This window comes from Streptomyces sp. NPDC126510 (genome assembly GCF_040302345.1).
Taxonomy (GTDB): Bacteria; Actinomycetota; Actinomycetes; order Streptomycetales; family Streptomycetaceae; genus Streptomyces.
Genome location: NZ_JBEORR010000017.1, coordinates 81,657 through 99,479, shown reverse-complemented (window position 1 = coordinate 99,479; position 17,823 = coordinate 81,657). Strand labels below are relative to the sequence as shown.

Genomic DNA, 17,823 nt, shown 5'->3' with positions numbered 1-17,823 from the left:
CCCGTGTCACGCCGCGACCGGCTCGCGCTCCAGCAGCCGCCTGATGTCCCGTACGGCCGCGCGTCCGGCCCGGTTGGCTCCGATGGTGCTGGCCGAAGGCCCGTAGCCGACGAGGTGGACGCGGGGGTCGGCGGCCGCGTGCGTGCCTTCCATGCGGATGCCGCCGCCCGGAGCGCGCAGCCGGAGCGGGGCGAGGTGGTCGATCGCGGGGCGGAAGCCGGTGGCCCAGAGGATGACGTCGGCGTCGAGGCGGCGCCCGCCGGCCCACTCCACACCGGTTGGGGTGATCCGGTCGAACATCGGCCGCCGGTCCAGCACCCCGTCCTCGATGCCCTGCCGGATCGCGTCGTTGAGCGGCAGCCCGGTGACCGAGACGACACTGCGGGGCGGCAGTCCCCGCCGTACCCGCTCCTCGACGAGCGCCACCGCCGCGCGGCCCGCGTCCTCGTCGAAAGGCCCCTCCCGGAAGACGGGCGGGCGCCGCGTGACCCAGGTGGTGGCCGCCGCGTACGAGGCGATCTCCAGCAGGTGCTGGGTCCCCGAGGCGCCGCCGCCCACCACCACGACCCGCTGCCCCGTGAACGCCTCGGGCCCGGGGTACTGCGCGGTGTGCAACTGCCGCCCCCGGAAGGTCTCCTGGCCCGGATAACGAGGCCAGAACGGCCGGTCCCAGGTGCCGGTCGCGTTGATCAGCGCCCGCGCCGACCACACGCCGTCCGAGGTCTCCACGAGCAGCCGTCCGCCCGGCCCTTCGCGCACCGTCCGTACGTCCACCGGGCGCCTGACCCGCAGGTCGAAGGTCCGCTCGTAGCGGTCGAAGTACGCGCTGATCACCTCGGACGACGGCCGTGACGGGTCCGCGTCCGTGAGCTCCATGCCCGGCAGCGCGTGCATGCCGTGCACCTTGCCGTACGTCAGCGACGGCCAGCGGAACTGCCAGGCGCCGCCGGGACCGGGGGAGTGGTCCAGCACGACGAAGTCGCGGTCCAGCTCGAAACCGGATCGCCGCAGGTGATAGGCGCCGGCCAGACCGGCCTGACCTGCGCCTATGACGACTACCTCGACCTCGCGTGTGTTGTTCACATTTCTACTAACCGTGGCGGGGTGGTGGATCTTCCCGCTGCGGATCTTCCCGCCATGGAGCTCCTGCCGAGGACATGACGCGCGCGCTCCCCCCCCCCCGGTGGCGGGGGACCCACACGGCTGCCTCACGAACCGGCCGAAGGACGCGCCTGAGTGGTCGAGGGCGGCAGATCGCCGTTGAAGCGCGTGTCCGTGAACTCGGCGAAGTCGACCTTGCGCGGGATGAGCTTCAAAGCGGTGAAGGTGTCGGCGATCTCCTGCTCGGAGGCGATCAGCGGCTTGTCGACGGCGACCGCGATCCGGGTCGTGTAGGTGCGCTTCACCGCGGCCAGCGCCACGTCCTTTGGGAGCCCGGTGTCCTCGGCCCAGACCTTCGCCCACTCCTCCTGGTGGTCGTACACCCAGGTGTAGGCCCGCCGCAGCCGCTCCAGGTAGTCCTTGAGGGCGGCTGCCTTCTTCTTGTCCTTCAGGACGGCCGGGGCCGCCACCTGGAAGGTGTGCCCGTTGGTCACGCCGTCGCCGTCGGTCAGCACCCGCCCCTGCCTGCCCTGAAGGATCTGGGAGGTGTACGGGTCCCACACCGCCCACGCGTCGACCTTGCCGGACGTGAACGCGGCCAGGGCGTCGGCCGGCTGGAGGTACTTGACCTTGACGTCGCTCAGCTTCAGCCCGGCCCTCTTCAGGGAGGCGATCAGCTGGAAGTGTGCGGAGGACCCCTGGGCGACGGCCACCGACCTGCCCTTGAGCTGCTCGGGGCGCTTCAGGGGGGAGTCGTTCGGGACGAGGATGGTGTCGCCCTTGGACGTGCCGTGCCAGGCCGCAACCACCTTGATCCTCGAACCGGCACCGGCCGCGAAGACCGGCGGGGTGTTGCCCACGCCTCCGGTGTCGACGGCCCCGGCGTTGATGGCCTCCAGCAGCGGCGGGCCGGAGGTGAACGTCGACCACTTGATCTTGTAGTCGAGGTTTTTCAGTTCCCCGGCGGCCCGCAGGATGGCCTCCGAACCGCCCTTCTGATCACCGACGTTCAGTGTCACGGAGCCCTTGCCGTCGACGCGGCCGTCCGACGTGCCGGCTGCCGGGGTGCCGCCGCAGGCGGTGAGCAGCAGGGCGAGGGGGAGGAGCAGGGCGGCGGGGGAGAGGCGTCGTCGTCGCATGGTGGTTCCGTTCGTGTGGGTCGTACCGGCGTACGGGCGGTACGCGGGGAGGGGGTCAGGCGGCTTCGGCGGCCGTCGACTCGACGCCGAGGCGTTCGAGGAGGCCGGCGCGCAGGGCGGCGAAGCGGGGGTCGGTGATGTCGCGCGGGCGGTCGAGGTCGATGTGCTGCTCATGGGCGATGACCCCGCGGTCCATGACCAGGACGCGGTCGGCGAGCAGAACGGCCTCCTCGACGTCATGGGTGACGAGGAGCACCGCACAGCCGCGGCGCTGCCACAACTCGCCGACGAGCCGCTGGGCCTTGATCCGGGTGAGGGCGTCGAGCGCGCCGAACGGTTCGTCGAGCAGCAGCAGATCGGGTTCGCGCACCAACGCCCTCGCCAGGGAGGCGCGTTGGGCCTCGCCGCCGGAGAGGGTCTTGGGCCAGGCGTCCGTGCGGTGGCCGAGGCCGACCTCGTCCAGAGCCTGCTCGGCGACGGTGCGCTCGGGCTTGCCGGGCAGACCGAGCAGCACGTTGCGCCACACCTTCTTCCACGGCATCAGCCGCGGTGCCTGGAAGGCGACGGCCTTGCGGCGCGGCACCAGCACGGTGCCCTCGATGTCGCGGTCGAGCCCGGCGAGGATGCGCAGCAGCGTCGACTTGCCGCAGCCGCTGCGGCCGAGCAGGGCCACGAACTCGCCCGGCCGGACGTCCAGTCGCAGGTCGTCGATGACGGCCCGGCCGTCGAAGGACCGGGTGAGGCCGTCGACATGGACCGCCTGCGGGGTCACCGGCCGGTGAACGTCGGTCGCCATTGCAGCAGCACCTTTTCGAGAGAGCGGACGATGAAGTCGGCGAGCAGGCCGAGGAAGGCGTAGACGACGAGGCAGACCACGATCACGTCGGTCCGCAGGAAGTCCCGCGCCTGCACCATCAGGAACCCGATGCCGGAATCGGCGTTGACCTGCTCCGCGAAGACCAGCGCGAGCCAGGCGATGCCGAGCGAGTACCGAAGGCCGGTCATGGCGCTCGGCAGGGCGCCGGGCAGGACGACGTGCCGCACCAGTCCCCACCGCGACAGTCCGAGGGACTCGCCGGCCTCGATCAACTGGGCGTCCACGCCCCGGATTCCGGCGTAGACGTTGAGGTAGAGGGGAAAGGTCACGCCGAGCGTGATGATGGCGACCTTGGGTGCCTCGCCGATGCCGAACCAGATGATGAACAGCGGGATGAGTCCCACGAACGGCACGGTCCGCAGCATCTGCACGGGCGCGTCCACGAGGTCCTCGCCGATCCGGAACAGGCCTGAGAGCAGGGCGAGTCCGGTGCCGACGACCAGGCCGAGCAGCAGCCCGCCGGCGACCCGCTGGAGTGAGGTGCCCATGGCGGTGGACAGTGAACCGTCGGCCAGCATGTCTGTGCCGACCTGGGCGATCCGGCTGGGTGAGGCGAGCACGTCGGGGGGCAACGCGCCGCTGCTGCTGAGGAGTTGCCACAGCGCGAGCAACAGCACCGGGCCGGTGGTGCGGCGCAGCCAGCGCGGGACGCGAGCGCGGCGGGAAGACGTGGGGACGAGGGGCTGAAGGTCGAGATCGGAAGCCGATACAGGCGAAATATCGTGTTTTTCGGATACCGGCGGGGCATGACTGATGCTCATGAGTGATCCACGGGGGAGAGCGCGGGCTGCGGCAAGCGCGCCTCACCGCCGCCGTGCCCATGTGATCAGGAGCGATCGGCGGACAGGCGGAACGGGGGCGAGTGAGCCGGGGGGGAGGAGGAGAGGGGCGTCAGCAGCCGCGGCGACACGCGGCGGAGGCCACCCGCAGCAGGTCGATGTGACCGCGCGTGGTGAGCAGGGCTGAACGCAACATGCGGCCGAACCTAGCCAGCTGGCATGCGCACGGTCAACGGCGTCTCGATCAGTGGGACGCGTGTATCACCAACCGGCCCCGCGTGGCCCGCTGAAAGTCCGGCGCGTGCGTCAGGATGGGGGCATGTCAGATGTCTTCACCACCCGCGTTCTGAACGTCAGCACCGGTGCCGCCGAGAAGGTCCTCGACATCACCGGCGACTGCGAGTCCTTCCTGCGTGAGGCGGCGGCCGGCCGCGACGGCCTCCTCAACGTCTTCGTGCCGCACGCGACGGCCGGCATCGCCGTCCTGGAGACCGGTGCCGGCAGCGACGACGACCTCCTGGCCGCGCTGCACAGCCTGCTGCCCGCCGACGACCGCTGGCAGCACCGGCACGGAAGCCCCGGTCACGGCCGCGACCACGTCCTGCCCGCCCTCGTCCCGCCCCACGCGACCCTTCCCGTGCTGGGCGGCCGGCTGGAGCTCGGCACCTGGCAGTCGGTGTGCCTGGTGGACACCAACAAGGACAACCCGGAACGGAAGGTGCGCTTGAGTTTCCTGGGGTGAGCGCGGTCCCGCCGCCCGGCGCCCGGCCGTCTGCCCCGCCCGGCGCCCGGCCGTCGGCCCCGCCCGACCCCGGCGCGCCGTGACGCCCGCCCGTAATGCCCGTATCCTCATCAATGCCAGATTCTCTTCCGAGCAGCGGATTATCGCGGGCGCAAGTGAGGCGAAGCGTGGTTCGGTCCGGCGAGGAACCCAGGCCGGCGGGGCGTGCGACGGACGGCACGGGGCCCGCCAGTCTGCGCGAGCTGTTCCTCCAGGGCGAGCCCGTCGCGACGGGCGTGCGGACGTCCATCCTGAACTCCTGGCAGCGCTGCCGGTCCCTGGGGCTGTCGCCGGACACCTTCGACCTGCCCTACCGGGACGACTTCGACGCGGGCGGCCGTATCGTCCGGGCGGCCGCGCCGGTGCTCGACCGGCTGCAGTCCGCGTTCGCCGGCAGCCAGGTCAACATCTCGGTCGCCGACGCGACCGGGACGGTCCTGCTGCGCCGCTTCGGGGACCCGTCGATGGCCCGGAGCCTCCCAGCCATCCAGGTCGTCCCAGGGTTCGTTTTCGCCGAGCAGGTCGCCGGCACCAACGGCATCGGACTGGCCCTGGCGGAACGGCAGCTCATCCGCGTCTACGGCGCCGAGCACTTCGCGCAACGCTCCCAGCAGAACGCCTGCGTCGCGATGCCCGTCCGGGACCCGCTCAGCGGGCGTATCGAGGGCGTCCTCTGCCTCGGCTATCCGCGCGCCTTCGAGCGGCCCGCGCTGGGTGTCGCCATCCGCCGGGCGGCCGAGGGCATCGAGCGGCGGCTGCTGGGACAGAGCTCCGCGCGCGAGCAGGCCCTGCTGCGGACGTACCTGGCACCCGGGGCCGTGACCGCCGGTCCGCGCCACGGCGTGGCGCTGGAGGCGCTCGCGAACGAGTTCCACCCCCGTGACCAGGAGATCCTCCGGGAGAAGGCCGCCGAGCTGATCTCCCGTGCGCAGCGCGGCGCCACCGAGGTGACCCTGCCCGGCGGCCGGCGGGTGACGCTGGTGAGCCGTCCGGTGACGAGCGGCTCGGGGGTCCGGGGATTCGCCATCGAGGCCCTGCTGCCGGACGTCCCGGTGGGGGAGCCGCTCGTCATACCCCGCCAGACGGACGAACTGTCCGGCCTCGGCGCCCCCGCCGTCGCACTCTCCACCCCGCGCCCGGCGCTCACCCTGCCGGCCGGGCACCTCACCGCATCCTCCCTCCCCGCCGTGACGCCCGACGGAGACGGCGGAACGGCGGGCCCTGGCGGCACCGACGGGCTCCGCGTCGCCACGGGCGCCGATGGAACCGACCCGACGCACGGCGAAGCGCCTCCCGCGGTGCCCGCAGCGGCGGATCACGTGCCGAGCACCGTCGGGCCTGCCGCGACGGACCACCCGCCGCCCCCCGCCGGGCCTGCCGCGACCGGCGGCGATCGACGTCCCGTCGAGCCCGGTGCGGCCGGCCCGGGCGACGGCGCCCGGGGCGTTGGCGAGCCCGATGGGGCCCTTGCGGCCGGTGGTGGCGGGAGTGCCGCGGGTGGGCGGCAGTCCGGGGAGGGTTTCCCGGCCCGGGGCGTTGGCGAGCCCGATGGGGCCCTTGCGGCCGGTGGTGGCGGGAGTGCCGCGGGTGAGCGGCAGTCCGAGGAGGCCTTCCCGGCCCGGGGTCTGGTGATGCTGGGGGAGCCGCAGGTCGGGGCCTATGCCCTCGCGGCGCGCCGGCGTCTGGAGCTGCTGTCCGAGGCCAGCACCCGTATCGGCACCACCCTGGACGTGCGCCGCACCGCCGAGGAGCTGGCCGAGACCGCCGTCCCCGGACTGGCCGACTTCGTCACCATCGACCTGCCCGACGCCGTGCTGCGCGGCGAGGAGTCCGCCGACCCCCTCGCCGACCTGCGCCGCACGGTCGTCCACGGCATCCGCGAGGGCCTGCCCTTCACGCCGGTCGGCAAGCGCATCGACTTCGGCCCGGCCACGCCCCAGCTGCGCTGCCTCAGCAGGGGCGAGGCCGTGCTGGAACCGGACCTGAAAGCCGCCGCGGGCTGGCTCGCCCAGGACCCCGAGCCCACCGCACGGCTGCTGGCCCACGTGCACTCCCTCATCGCGGTGCCCCTGCTCGCCCGCGGTGTCGTCCTGGGCGTCGCCTGCTTCTACCGCGCCGGAGGCTCCTTCGGCGACGACGACCGCTCCCTCGCCCAGGAACTGGCCTCCCGCGCCGCCCTGTCCATCGACAACGCCCGGCGCTACACCCATGAACGCACCATGGTCCTGGCCCTCCAGCGCCGGCTCCTCCCGCATGGCCTGCCCGACCAGGACGCCGTCGAGGTCGCCCACCGCTACCTGCCCGCCGAGTCGGACGTGGGCGGCGACTGGTACGACGTCATCCCCTTGCCCGGCGCCCGCGTCGGTCTCCTCGTCGGCGACGTCGTCGGCCACGGCATGCTCTCCGCGGCCACCATGGGCCGGCTGCGCACCGCCGCCCGCAGCTTCGCCGAGCTCGACTTCCCGCCGGACGAGGTCCTCACCCACCTGGACAACCTCGTGGGGCGCCTCGACCGGGAGGACCCCGACGGCAAGGGCGCCGGCGTCATCGGTGCGACCTGCCTCTACGCCGTCTACGACCCGGCGGCCCAGACGTGCCTGATGGCCCGCGCCGGCCACCCGCCCCCCGCGCTCGTCCGCCCCGACGGCACCGTGACCTACCCCGACCTGCCGGCCGGGCCTCCGCTCGGTCTCGGGGGCCTGCCCTTCGACGCCGTCGAGGTCGACCTTCCCCAGGGCAGCCAGCTCGTGCTGTACACCGACGGGCTCATCGAGGACCGGCACCGCGACGTCGACGTGGTCCTGGAGCAGTTGCGCGAGGCCCTGGCCCATCCCGGGCGCGCCCCCGAGGAGACCTGCCAGGCGGTCCTGGACACCGTGGCGCCCGCGCACCCGCACGACGACATCGCCCTGCTCGTCGCCCGCGTGCACGCCCTGGACCCCGGCCGGATCGCCACCTGGGAGCTGTCCGCCGACCCGGCCCTCGTCGGCGAGGTGCGGGCGTCCGCCGTGCGGTGGCTGTCCGACCGGGGGCTGGAGGAGACCGCGTTCGCAGCGGAGCTGATCCTCAGCGAGCTGATCACCAACGCCGTCCGGCACGGCGCCGAGCCCATCCGGGTGCGGCTGCTCTACGACCGGACCCTGATCTGCGAGGTCTCCGACGCCAGCAACACCGCACCGCGCCTGCGCCGGGCGGCGAGTACGGACGAGGGCGGACGCGGCCTGTTCCTCGTCGCGCAGCTGTCACAGAGCTGGGGCACGCGCTATCTGCCCGAGGGCAAGGTCATCTGGGCCGAGTGCGGGCTCGACACGGTGTGAGGCGGCCATCGGCCGGACACCGGGGAGGCCACTCCCCGTCGGAGCCGTAGCAGGCTGAAAAATGCCCGGAATGCTGTAATTTGATCGAGTGCGCGACGCTCCCGACACGCCCCCGGAGACGGCTTCGCCCTTCGGGCCGGAACCCCTGGTCCGGATCCGCGGACTCAGCAAGCGGTTCGGCGGCACCGTCGCGCTGGCCGGGGCCGACCTCGACGTCCATCCGGGCAGCGTCCTGGCCCTCCTCGGGCCCAACGGCGCCGGGAAGTCCACCCTCATCAAGATCCTCGCCGGAGTCCACGACCCGGACGCGGGGCAGGTCACCGTCGCGGGAGCACCCCTCGGCAGCCCCACCGCCACCCGGGCCATGTCGTTCATCCACCAGGACCTAGGCCTCGTGGAGTGGATGACGGTGGCCGAGAACCTCGCCCTGACCACCGGGTACGGGCGCCGGTCCGGTCTGATCTCCTGGCGGCGCACCCGCGCGCGCTGCCTCGAGGCCCTGCGGATCGTCGCCGCACACCTCGATCCGGACACGCCGGTCTCCGGTCTCGCGCCGGCCGACCGCTCGCTGGTGGCGATCGCCCGGGCCCTGGCCGCACGCGCGCGGCTCATCGTCCTGGACGAGCCGACCGCACGCCTGCCCGCCGCGGACTGCGACCGCCTCTTCCGCGTCCTGCACGATCTGCGCGACCGCGGACACGCGGTCCTCTACGTCAGCCACCGCCTGGACGAGGTCTACCGGGTCGCCGACGGCTTCGCCGTCCTGCGTGACGGCCGGCTCGTCAGCCACGGCCGGCTCGCCGACCGCAGCCCCGCGCGTCTGGTCCACGACATCGTCGGCGAGGCGGACGAACCGGCCGCCCACCGCCGTGCCGGACCAGCAGCCGGTGCGCCCCCCGTCCTGAGCCTCGACGGCGTGCGCACCTCCCGGGCCGGGCCCGTGACCTTCGAGCTCGCCGCCGGGGAGGTCCTCGGCCTGGTCGGCCTCTCCGACGCCGGGCACATGGACCTGGGCCGCGCCCTCGCCGGTGCCCACCCCCTCCTGGACGGGCGGGCCGTGCTGCACGGACGGCCGTACCACCCGCGTACCGTGGCGGAGGCCGTCGCCCTCGGGGTCGGCCTGGTGCCGGGCGACCGGCTGCGCGAGGGCTGCCTCGCCGAGCTGACCGTACGGGAGAACCTCCTGGCCAACCCCCGCGCGGGAGGTCTGCCCGCACAGCGCTGGATCGGCCCCCGCGGCGAACGGGCCCGGGCCGCCGCCCTCATGGAGCGCTTCTCGGTGCGCCCCCGCGACAGCGAGACGCCCATCGCCACACTGTCCGGCGGCAACCAGCAGAAGGTCATGCTCGGCCGCTGGCTGCGGACGGACCTGCGGCTGCTGATCCTGGAGGAGCCGACCGCGAGCGTCGACGTCGGCGCCAAGGCCGCGATCCACCGCCTGCTCCACGAGGCGTTGGAGGGGGGTCTCGCGGTGCTGCTGCTGTCGACCGACTTCGAGGAGGTGGCGAGCGTGTGCCGGCGCACTCTGGTCTTCGTGCGCGGAACCGTGACGGCCGAGCTGAGCGGCCCCGCGCTCACCGTCGCCGGACTCACCCGGGCGGCTTCGGCCATGCCCCCGTCGCCGGCCGGGCAGCCGTGACGCCCCGGCCGCGGCGCCGTCCCGGCGGCCACCACATCGGCGCCTACGGCCTGCTCGTCCTCACGGCCCTGCTCTACCTGGCCTTCTCCCTCGCCCTGCCGGACACCTTCCCCACGCTGGACACCCTCGACTCGATCCTGTCCAACCAGTCGATCCCGGCGGTCCTCGCGCTCGCCGCCATGGTGCCCGTCGTCACCGGCGCGTTCGACCTCTCCATCGGCTACGGGCTGGGCCTGGCCCATGTGATGGTGCTGCAGCTCGTCGTCCGCGAGGGCTGGCCCTGGCCGCTCGCCTGCGTCACCGTGCTCGCCGGAGGTCTGGTCGTGGGCGTCCTCAACGGTGTCATCGTCGAGTTCGGCCGGATCGACTCCTTCATCGCCACCCTGGGCACCGGCAGCATGATGTACGCCGTGACCGGCTGGATCACCGACGGCGGCCGGATCGTCCCCGGCCCGCAGGGCCTGCCCCCCGGGTTCACCGACCTCTACGACTCCTCGTTCCTCGGCCTCCCGGTCCCCGCCTTCTACGTGCTCGCCCTCGCGGCCGCCCTCTGGCTGGTGCTGGAGCGGCTGCCGCTCGGCCGGTACCTGTACGTCGTCGGGTCGAACCCGCGGGCCGCCGACCTCGTGGGCATCCCGACCCGCAGGTACACCGTCCACGCGTTCGCCGCCTCCGGCCTGATCGTCGGCTTCGCCGGGGTGCTGCTCGCCGCCCAGCAGCAGATCGGCAACCCGAGCGTCGGCCTCGACTACCTGCTGCCCGCCTTCGTCGGCGCCCTCCTCGGTTCCACGGCGATCAAACCCGGCCGGCCCAACGCCCTCGGCACCGTCGTCGCCGTCGCCGTGCTCGCCGTCGGCCTCACCGGCATCGCGCAGCTGGGCGCCGAGTTCTGGACGGTCCCGCTGTTCAACGGCGGCACCCTGCTCATCGCCGTGGGTCTGGCCGGATACGCCGCCCGCCGCCGGCTGCGCGGTGGCGCGGCCCGCGACACGCCCGCCGCGCCGCCCCCGTCCTCTCCCGCGCGGGAGGGCGGCACGACCCCGCCCTGACCCTGACGGCTCGCCCCGGCGCGTCGATCCCCTCACTGGAGCTCCCGTGCACCACACCCGCAAGGCCGCCCCCGCAGTCCGCGCCGCGCGGCTCGCCTCCTGCGCCCTGCTGGCCACGGTCGCGGTCCTCACCGGCTGCGAACGCGGCTCCTCCGACGCCGCCGACGAGAGCACTACCGGCCCGAGCGGCTGCCCCGCCGTCCATACCCGGGCCCGGGAAGCCGTCGCCCGGGCGGAGCGGACCGACACCCCCTGGGGCGGACCCAACAGTGGCCCCCGCGCGGTGTCCGGCAAGAGCCTCGTCTACGTCGCCCAGACCATGACGAACCCCGGTGTCGCGGGCGCGGCCGACGGGGTGCGCGACGCCGCCCGTGCCATCGGCTGGAACGTGCGGGTGATCGACGGCGGCGGCACCCCGGCCGGTATCCAGGCGGCCATGAGCGAAGCCGTCGCCCTGCGGCCCTCGGGCATCGTCATCGGGGGGTTCGATCCCGACTCGACGGCCCAGCAGACCGCCCGGGCCAACGCCCAGGGCATCCCGCTGATCGGCTGGCACGCGGTCCCCGACCCCGGCCCCAGCAGCCGGCCCGACCTCTTCACCAACGTCACCACCCGCGTCGAGGACGTGGCCCGCATCAGCGCGCAGTGGATCATCTCCGACTCGAACGGCCGCGCCGGGGTCGTGCTCATCACCGACGCGTCGATCCCCTTCGCCCGGAACAAGTCCGACCTGATCCGCGATCAACTGGCCGAATGTCAGGGCGTACGGCTGCTCTCGGTGGAGAACATCCCGATCCCCGACGCGAGCAGCCGTACCCCCCGGGAGATCTCCTCCCTGCTCTCCCGCTTCCAGGACCGCTGGACCCACTCCGTGGCCATCAACGACCTGTACTTCGCCGACGCCGCCCCCGCCTTCCGCGCCGCCGGCGAGAAGGGCTCGGGCCCGCCCTTCAACATCGGGGCCGGGGACGGCGACCCGTCCGCCTTCCAGCGTGTCAACAGCGAGCAGTACCAGGCCGCCACCGTGCCCGAGCCGCTGTCCCTCCAGGGCTGGCAGATCGTCGACGAGTTCAACCGCGCCTTCTCCGGCCGCCCCGACAGCGGGTACGTGGCCCCCGTGCACATCGCGACGGCCGACAACAGCGAAGGGGCCACGGCCTGGGACCCCTCGGGCTACCGGGAGGCCTACCGCGAGATCTGGGGGAAGTGACGGCCGTTCAGGTGCCGATCCCTTCACGGAACATGCACGGAACCTCGGAATTCCTTTAACTCTCAATCGCTACTGTCGCGTCAGTCGAGTGGCCGCCGGGGGCCGATCCGAGCGGGGCCCGTCCGCGGCGGCCCTCGCTTCCCCCACCAGGCACAGGAGACTCGGTGTGTACGACGGCGACGTAGTGGTGATCGGCGGTGGCTATGCCGGTGTCCGGCTGGCCAGGCGGCTCGACGGCACGGCCCGGGTCACGCTGGTGGACCGCAAGGAGGTCTTCTTCCACCGCATCGCCTCCCTGCGCGCCGGGGTGCACCCCGAGTGGACGCACACACCCTTCATCCCCTACGACCGTCTGCTGCGCCACGGGCGCCTGGTCACGGGCAAGGCCGTCCGCATCGACACCGCCGAGCGGCAGGTCGTCCTCGCCACCGGCGAGCGGTTGCCGTACGACGTGGTCGTGATCGCCACCGGCGCCGACTATCCCGAGCCGGCCCGCTTCACCGGCACCACCACCGAGGAGGCGGCCAAGTCGTTCGCCGAGCACCAGCGCGACGTCGCCACTGCCGAGCACGTCCTGGTCGTCGGCGGCGGTCCGGGCGGCGTCGAACTCAGCGCCGAGATCCGCCTCGCCCGCCCGGACGCCCGGGTCACCCTCGCCCACTCCGGGCCCGCGCTGCTCGACTCCGCCGGCAACGCACGCCCGGGGCGCAAGGCCCTGGCCTGGCTGGAGTCCCACGACGTCGAGGTGCTGCTCGACTCCTTCATGTCGCCCGGCACCGACTTCGGCACCTACCGCGACGCCCGCGGCACGATCGTCGAGGCCGACCTGTCCTTCTGGGCGACGGGCACCACCCCCAACACGCTCTGGCTGCGCCTGGCCGGGCACGGCGACTGGCTCAACGCGGCCGGCCGCGTGAAGGTCGACCGGACGCTCCGGGTGGAGGGCAGGCTGGACGTGTTCGCCGTCGGCGACGTGAACGACGTCAGCGAACTCAAGGTCACCCCCGCCGCCCTCGCCCAGGCCGACACGGCCGCCCACAACATCCGTGGCTATCTGCAGAGTTCGGGCAAGCACCGCAGGGAACCGCGCCTCTACCGCCCGACCCGGCGCACCCCGCTCATCGTGCCCTTCGGGTCCGCCGACGGACTGACCGTGCTGCCCGTGCCGGGCGGTGAATCCGCCGTCCTCGGCAGCCGCACCACCACCCTGGCCAAGGCGAAGAGCCTCATGACGCCCTACATGCGCCGTCAACTCGGGTACACGGCCGCCTGACGCGGACCGGCCGTCACCACCACCCACCCCCGGTCGTTACCCGCGAGTTCGGCCTGGGGTAGGGTCCCCACCGTTTCCGGCTACCGGCTGATGGTGTGCCGGTACAGGGCGTGTCGGAGGGTGGAAGACGATGGAATCCCAGCGGGGTGACGGCGGACCCGTGCACCTGGACGGCACGAGTCTGGAGGAACTCGCTCCCGAACCTCTGCTGACCAGGGACTACGAGACGCGTCCCGCGCTCGTGTACGAACGACTGCGGCAGCAGCACGGCCCGGTCGCGCCGGTCGATCTGCTGGGGGTGCCGGCCTGGCTGGTCCTCGGCTACCGCGAATCGCTCCAGGTGCTCCAGGACGACGACGGCTGGCCCAAGGGCCTGGAGAACTGGCGGGCCCGCACCGAGGGCAGGGTGCCGGCCGACTGGCCGCTCGGACCCTCCCTGGAGGTCAACCACATCCTGATCCAGGGCGGCCCCGGCTACCGGCCGCTGCGCACCGCGTGGGACGTCGCCCTCAAGCCCTTCCAGGACCCCCGCCATCCCCAGGCCAAGCGCCTGAAGTCCGCCGTCACCGCCTACGCCGACGAACTGATCACCCTCGTCGGGCAGGGCGGCAAAGCGGGCGTGGCGGACCTGTCCGCGCAGTTCTCCCGGCCGCTGCCGCTGATGGTGGCCAGCCATCTGCTGGGCTTCCCCGGCTCGCAGGGCGACGACGCGCTGATGGACATGTGGCGCGTGCTCGACGCGGGCCAGGACGCCGAGGCCGCGCTGGAGCGCCTGCTGGCGGCACTGGCCGAACTGGCCGCGCTGAAGCTGGAGAAGCCGGGCGACGACTTCCCCTCGTACCTGCTCGCCGCCCACCCGGACCTCTCGCTCGACCAGCTCGCCCGCGAATTGTTCATGCTGCTCGGCATGACCTCCGACCACGTCGGCATCCTCATCTCCAACACCGTCGTGGAGGTCATCTCGGGTGAGGGCAGCGTGCGTGCCAGCCTGTCCGCCGGGATGGTCAGGGAGAGCATGAACCGGGTCGTCATGCGCAAGCCGCCCCTGGTCAACTTCGTCCCGCGGTTCGCGGCCCGGGACACCACCCTCGGCAACTACACGATCCGGGCCGGCGACCCCGTGTGGGTCTCCCCGGGCGCCGCCCACGCCGACCCGCTCTTCGCCGACCACGTCGCCTCGGGCACCACCATCAGCACCCGGGCCCACCTGTCCTGGGGAGCGGGGCCGCGGCAGTGCCCGGCGCGGGAACTCGCCTCGGCGGTCGCGGCGGCCGGGGTCGGGCGCCTGTTCGAGCGGTTCGACCACCTCGACCTCGCCCTGCCCGCCGACCAACTGCCGTGGCGCTCCTCACCGTTCATGCGCGGCCTGCGCTCCCTGCCCGTGCACTACGAACTCGCCTCCGCACCGCCCCCGCGGCCGTGGGCGGACGACCCCGCACCCGGGGTGGCCGAGGAGGTCCTGCCGGACCCGTCCGCCCGGCAGCGCTCCTCGCTCTGGCGGTATCTGACGGGCCTCATTCGCGGTGGCCGCTGAGCGAGGACGAGCCGAACGCCCGGTCCGCACCGTCGTTCCCCACGGGCCCGGGACAGGGCGCGAGGGCGAGATCGCCGTGCGGCTGTGCCCGTCCGCGGCGACGGTCCGCACTCACCTGCCGGCGATCACCCTTCTCGCCGGTCAGCCGCAGCACCTCCACGGCTCCCGCGTCCGGCGCGGCCGGCGCGAACTCGTGGTCGACGCACCGCTGCCCCGCACCGGTCGCCGCCGGGCCGACGGTGATCGATTGGTGGGGTGCGGGGGCCGGGCGTACCGTCGAACGGTGGACATCGCAGGCAGCAGCCCGCAGCCGGCTTCACCACAGGCGACCACCACCAGGGAACCCGGTGGTGGCGGACACACGATGGCACTTCTCGTCATCGCCTCGTGCCAGTTGATGGTGGTCCTCGACATCACCATCGTGAACATCGCGCTGCCGCACATCCAGAGTGCGCTGGACTTCTCCACCACCAGCCTGTCCTGGGTGGTGAACGCCTACACCCTCACCTTCGGCGGTCTGCTGCTGCTCGGCGGCCGGGCCGGCGACATCCTCGGCCGACGGCGCGTCTTCATCTTCGGCGTGCTGCTCTTCGCGTTCGCCTCCCTGCTCGGCGGATTCGCCCAGAACTCCGGCCAACTCCTCGGCGCACGGGCCCTGCAGGGTGTGGGCGGCGCCATCGCCTCCCCGACCTCCCTGGCCTTGATCAGCACCACCTTCCGTGAGGGGCCGGAGCGCAACCGCGCCTTCGGGGTCTTCGCCGCGGTCTCGGCCGGCGGCGGCGCGATCGGCCTGCTCGCCGGCGGCATGCTGGTGGAGTGGCTGGACTGGCGGTGGGTGCTGTTCGTCAACGTGCCCATCGGCCTGCTCATCGTGCTCGCCACGCCGCGCTTCATCAGGGAGTCCGAACGCCACCCCGGGCGCTTCGACATCGCCGGCGCGCTCACCTCCACCGCGGGCATGGTGCTGCTCGTCTACGGCTTCATCAGAGCGGCGCAGGAAGGCTGGCGGGATGCACTGACCCTCGCCTCGTTCGCCGGGGCGGTGGTGGTCCTGGCGGCCTTCATCATGATCGAGCGGCGTTCCAGACAACCCATCACGCCGCTGCACATGTTCGCCGACCGCAACCGTGCGGGCACCTACGGCATCATGCTGTGCCTGGCCGCCGCCATCTTCGGCATGTTCTTCTTCCTCACGCTCTTCGTGCAGGACGTGCTCGGGTTCAGCCCGCTCGCGGCCGGACTGGCCTTCCTGCCGGTCAGTGCGGTCATCGCCGTCGGAGCCGGACTGGCCTCGCGGTTCCTGCCCGTCTACGGACCCAAGCCGTTCATGGTGGTGGGCGCGATCCTGGCGGCGGCCGGTTTGGCCTGGCTGACCCTGACCGACGTTCACTCCACCTACGCCGGCAGCGTCCTCGGCCCGATGCTCGTCTTCAGCCTGGGCATGGGCATGGAGTTCGTGTCGCTGACGCTCATGGCGCTGTCCAACGTGCCCACGCCGGAGACCGGTGCGGCCTCCGGACTCCTCAACGCCACCCAGCAGGTCGGCGGCTCCCTCGGCCTGTCCATCCTCGTCACGATGTTCGGCACCGCCAGCACCAACGAGGCGAAGCAGCAGGTCCCGGACTTCCTCCGGCAGGCGACCCCGGCCGAACGCATCCGCTTCCAGCAGACCGGGCAACTGCCCAAACCCTGGTCCGACGAGATCCTCACCGCCGGTGTGTCGGCCGCCTTCATCATGGCGGCGATCTTCACCGCCGTGGCCGCGCTGATCGCCCTGGTCGTCATCCAGGTCCGCCCCTCCGACCTGGAACGCCTCAAGGGAGGAGCGGGCCCCGGCCCGATCTGAGACCCGCCCCCTGACCTTCAGGCCCGCTACGAACCGATCCGCGCCGCGATGACCGGCGCCAGCCGGTCGGCGATGACCCGGTGTCCCCGGTCGTTGGGGTGCACCGAGTCCGTCAGGTCACCCGAGCCCAGCCAGCCGGTCGTGTCGACGAAGGACACCCGAGCGTCTCCACCGGCGACGGCGGCCTTCACCGCGGCCTCGGTCTGCGGGACGAACCGCCCACGGAACGTCTCCAGTGCGAAGATCCACGCCTGCGGATACGCGGCCCGTACCTTGCGCAGCAGGCTGCCGTACGCCGACTGGAACTGCGCCGCACTCACCCCGTGCCCGGCATCGTTGGTGCCGAGGTTGATGACGACCGCGTCGGCCCGGTAGCGGGAGAAATTCCAGTCCGGCGTCGCCGCGTTCGGGTTGAGCTTGGTGAACTGTCGCTCCAGCCCGACGCATCCGTCTGCCGCGGCGACCAGACAGGCCCCGCCCTGGGCGATCTGCGTGTGCTCCGTGCCCAGCCGCTCCCCGATCAGCCAGCCGTACGCGGTACGGGCGTTCTGCGAGCTCGTCGTGCCCACGGTGATCGAGTCGCCGACGAACTCGATCGTCCTGGCCGGGGCCGGCGGTGCGAACGTCGTCGCGCCACTGTCCAGGACCAGGCCCTGGAAGACGGCGTCACCCTTGTACGACCCGGCTACCACCTGGTAGTTGACCTGGAGCGTGTGGTTGCCGGGGGAGAGGGCCGTCGGGGTCAGGTTCACCGTCCCTTTGACGTCGTCGTAGAACCGCACGGGACCGTTGTCGATCCGCGCCCACAGGTCGATCGTGTTCCGTTGCTTCAGCTTGACCGTCCGCCCGGTGAAGCCGGCCCGGTAGTAGGCGCCCGCCCAGTACGGGGTGTAGGCAGTGGCCGAGCCGGTGGTGTCCCAGCGGCCGACGAACTTGATGTTCGGGTCGCCTGGCTGCCCGGGTGCCGCCGCCTTCCCCGTGGTGCCGGTGAAGCCGGTCCGCGCAGCCGCGGGCGAGCCGTCGGCCCAGGAGAGCAGGCAGGTCATGAGCATGGCCGCGAGGAGGGCCGGCAGGGCGCGTCTCAAGAAGGCGTGGGGGGAGGTCTGCACGGGATTCCCTTCATGTGGGGATGGCATGGGAGCGCTCCCATGGGCAGTCATTCGAGGGAAGCAGTGAAACGGTTCAGCGTCAAGCACGCGGCCGTGGAGGAAGAGGGAGGGCGAAGCGCCCGGTTACCGCTCGAGCGGCACCGGTGCCGTACGGCCGGGTGGCGGGCGT

The 17,823-nt window shown here is 72.7% G+C and carries 14 protein-coding genes; 8 read left to right on the top strand and 6 right to left on the bottom strand.

Annotated elements, in window-relative coordinates; translation table 11 throughout:
- Positions 1 to 6: 6 nt before the first annotated feature.
- From ABTX60_RS24275 to ABTX60_RS24255, 5 genes are all read right to left on the bottom strand, one after another.
- A complete protein-coding gene (locus ABTX60_RS24275; protein ID WP_352099106.1) occupies positions 7 to 1,083 on the bottom strand; it encodes an NAD(P)-binding domain-containing protein in 1,077 nt (358 codons plus the stop codon).
- A 125-nt stretch (positions 1,084 to 1,208) separates the two neighbouring features.
- Complete coding sequence (locus ABTX60_RS24270) at positions 1,209 to 2,240, bottom strand: ABC transporter substrate-binding protein (RefSeq protein ID WP_352099105.1); 1,032 nt, start codon at positions 2,238 to 2,240, stop codon at positions 1,209 to 1,211.
- A gap of 55 nt (positions 2,241 to 2,295) precedes the next feature.
- Positions 2,296 to 3,036 (bottom strand): ABC transporter ATP-binding protein, encoded by a 741-nt coding sequence (locus tag ABTX60_RS24265; RefSeq protein WP_352099104.1) that lies wholly within the window; start codon positions 3,034 to 3,036, stop codon positions 2,296 to 2,298.
- Positions 3,009 to 3,878 (bottom strand): ABC transporter permease, encoded by an 870-nt coding sequence (locus ABTX60_RS24260; protein WP_352099103.1) that lies wholly within the window; start codon positions 3,876 to 3,878, stop codon positions 3,009 to 3,011. Before ABTX60_RS24260 ends, ABTX60_RS24265 begins: the two co-directional genes overlap by 28 nt.
- Before the next feature lie 130 nt (positions 3,879 to 4,008).
- The gene (locus ABTX60_RS24255) at positions 4,009 to 4,092 is read right to left on the bottom strand and encodes a putative leader peptide (RefSeq protein WP_349817350.1); all 84 of its coding nucleotides are present in this window, start codon (positions 4,090 to 4,092) and stop codon (positions 4,009 to 4,011) included.
- Positions 4,093 to 4,215: 123 nt separating this feature from the next.
- On the opposite strand from ABTX60_RS24255, the gene ABTX60_RS24250 reads away from it, so the two are divergent.
- From ABTX60_RS24250 to ABTX60_RS24215, 8 genes are all read left to right on the top strand, one after another.
- Positions 4,216 to 4,638 (top strand): YjbQ family protein, encoded by a 423-nt coding sequence (locus ABTX60_RS24250; protein WP_352099102.1) that lies wholly within the window; start codon positions 4,216 to 4,218, stop codon positions 4,636 to 4,638.
- 167 nt (positions 4,639 to 4,805) lie between these two features.
- Positions 4,806 to 7,994 carry a SpoIIE family protein phosphatase gene (locus tag ABTX60_RS24245; RefSeq protein WP_352099101.1) on the top strand — a complete coding sequence of 1,063 codons (3,189 nt, stop codon included), beginning with the start codon at positions 4,806 to 4,808 and terminating at the stop codon, positions 7,992 to 7,994.
- Between the two features lie 193 nt (positions 7,995 to 8,187).
- Positions 8,188 to 9,633, top strand: coding sequence for a sugar ABC transporter ATP-binding protein (locus tag ABTX60_RS24240; RefSeq protein ID WP_502992381.1), 1,446 nt, complete (start codon positions 8,188 to 8,190; stop codon positions 9,631 to 9,633).
- Entirely contained in the window at positions 9,630 to 10,682 is a 1,053-nt protein-coding gene (locus ABTX60_RS24235; RefSeq protein WP_352099099.1) for an ABC transporter permease, read from the top strand. The genes ABTX60_RS24240 and ABTX60_RS24235 overlap by 4 nt, the downstream gene beginning before the upstream one ends.
- Before the next feature lie 46 nt (positions 10,683 to 10,728).
- A complete protein-coding gene (locus tag ABTX60_RS24230) occupies positions 10,729 to 11,892 on the top strand; it encodes a substrate-binding domain-containing protein (RefSeq protein ID WP_352099098.1) in 1,164 nt (387 codons plus the stop codon).
- Positions 11,893 to 12,058: 166 nt separating this feature from the next.
- Positions 12,059 to 13,165 (top strand): NAD(P)/FAD-dependent oxidoreductase, encoded by a 1,107-nt coding sequence (locus ABTX60_RS24225; protein ID WP_352099097.1) that lies wholly within the window; start codon positions 12,059 to 12,061, stop codon positions 13,163 to 13,165.
- A gap of 130 nt (positions 13,166 to 13,295) precedes the next feature.
- Entirely contained in the window at positions 13,296 to 14,699 is a 1,404-nt protein-coding gene (locus ABTX60_RS24220; RefSeq protein ID WP_352099096.1) for a cytochrome P450, read from the top strand.
- 364 nt (positions 14,700 to 15,063) lie between these two features.
- Positions 15,064 to 16,545, top strand: a complete 1,482-nt coding sequence (locus ABTX60_RS24215; RefSeq protein WP_352099172.1) for an MFS transporter — start codon at positions 15,064 to 15,066, stop codon at positions 16,543 to 16,545.
- Between the two features lie 26 nt (positions 16,546 to 16,571).
- Here ABTX60_RS24215 and ABTX60_RS24210 read toward each other — a convergent pair whose 3' ends face one another.
- On the bottom strand, positions 16,572 to 17,654 hold the full coding sequence (locus tag ABTX60_RS24210) for an SGNH/GDSL hydrolase family protein (protein WP_352099095.1): 1,083 nt from the start codon (positions 17,652 to 17,654) through the stop codon (positions 16,572 to 16,574).
- Positions 17,655 to 17,823: the final 169 nt, after the last annotated feature.

Excerpts from the sequence above, each read along its gene's own strand:
- ABTX60_RS24270 (WP_352099105.1), bottom strand. The coding sequence starts at position 2,240 with ATGCGACGACGACGCCTCTCCCCCGCCGCCCTGCTCCTCCCCCTCGCC.
- ABTX60_RS24265 (WP_352099104.1), bottom strand. The coding sequence starts at position 3,036 with ATGGCGACCGACGTTCACCGGCCGGTGACCCCGCAGGCGGTCCATGTC.
- ABTX60_RS24260 (WP_352099103.1), bottom strand. The coding sequence starts at position 3,878 with ATGAGCATCAGTCATGCCCCGCCGGTATCCGAAAAACACGATATTTCG.
- ABTX60_RS24255 (WP_349817350.1), bottom strand. The coding sequence starts at position 4,092 with ATGTTGCGTTCAGCCCTGCTCACCACGCGCGGTCACATCGACCTGCTG.
- ABTX60_RS24250 (WP_352099102.1), top strand. The coding sequence starts at position 4,216 with ATGTCAGATGTCTTCACCACCCGCGTTCTGAACGTCAGCACCGGTGCC.
- ABTX60_RS24220 (WP_352099096.1), top strand. The coding sequence starts at position 13,296 with ATGGAATCCCAGCGGGGTGACGGCGGACCCGTGCACCTGGACGGCACG.
- ABTX60_RS24215 (WP_352099172.1), top strand. The coding sequence starts at position 15,064 with ATGGCACTTCTCGTCATCGCCTCGTGCCAGTTGATGGTGGTCCTCGAC.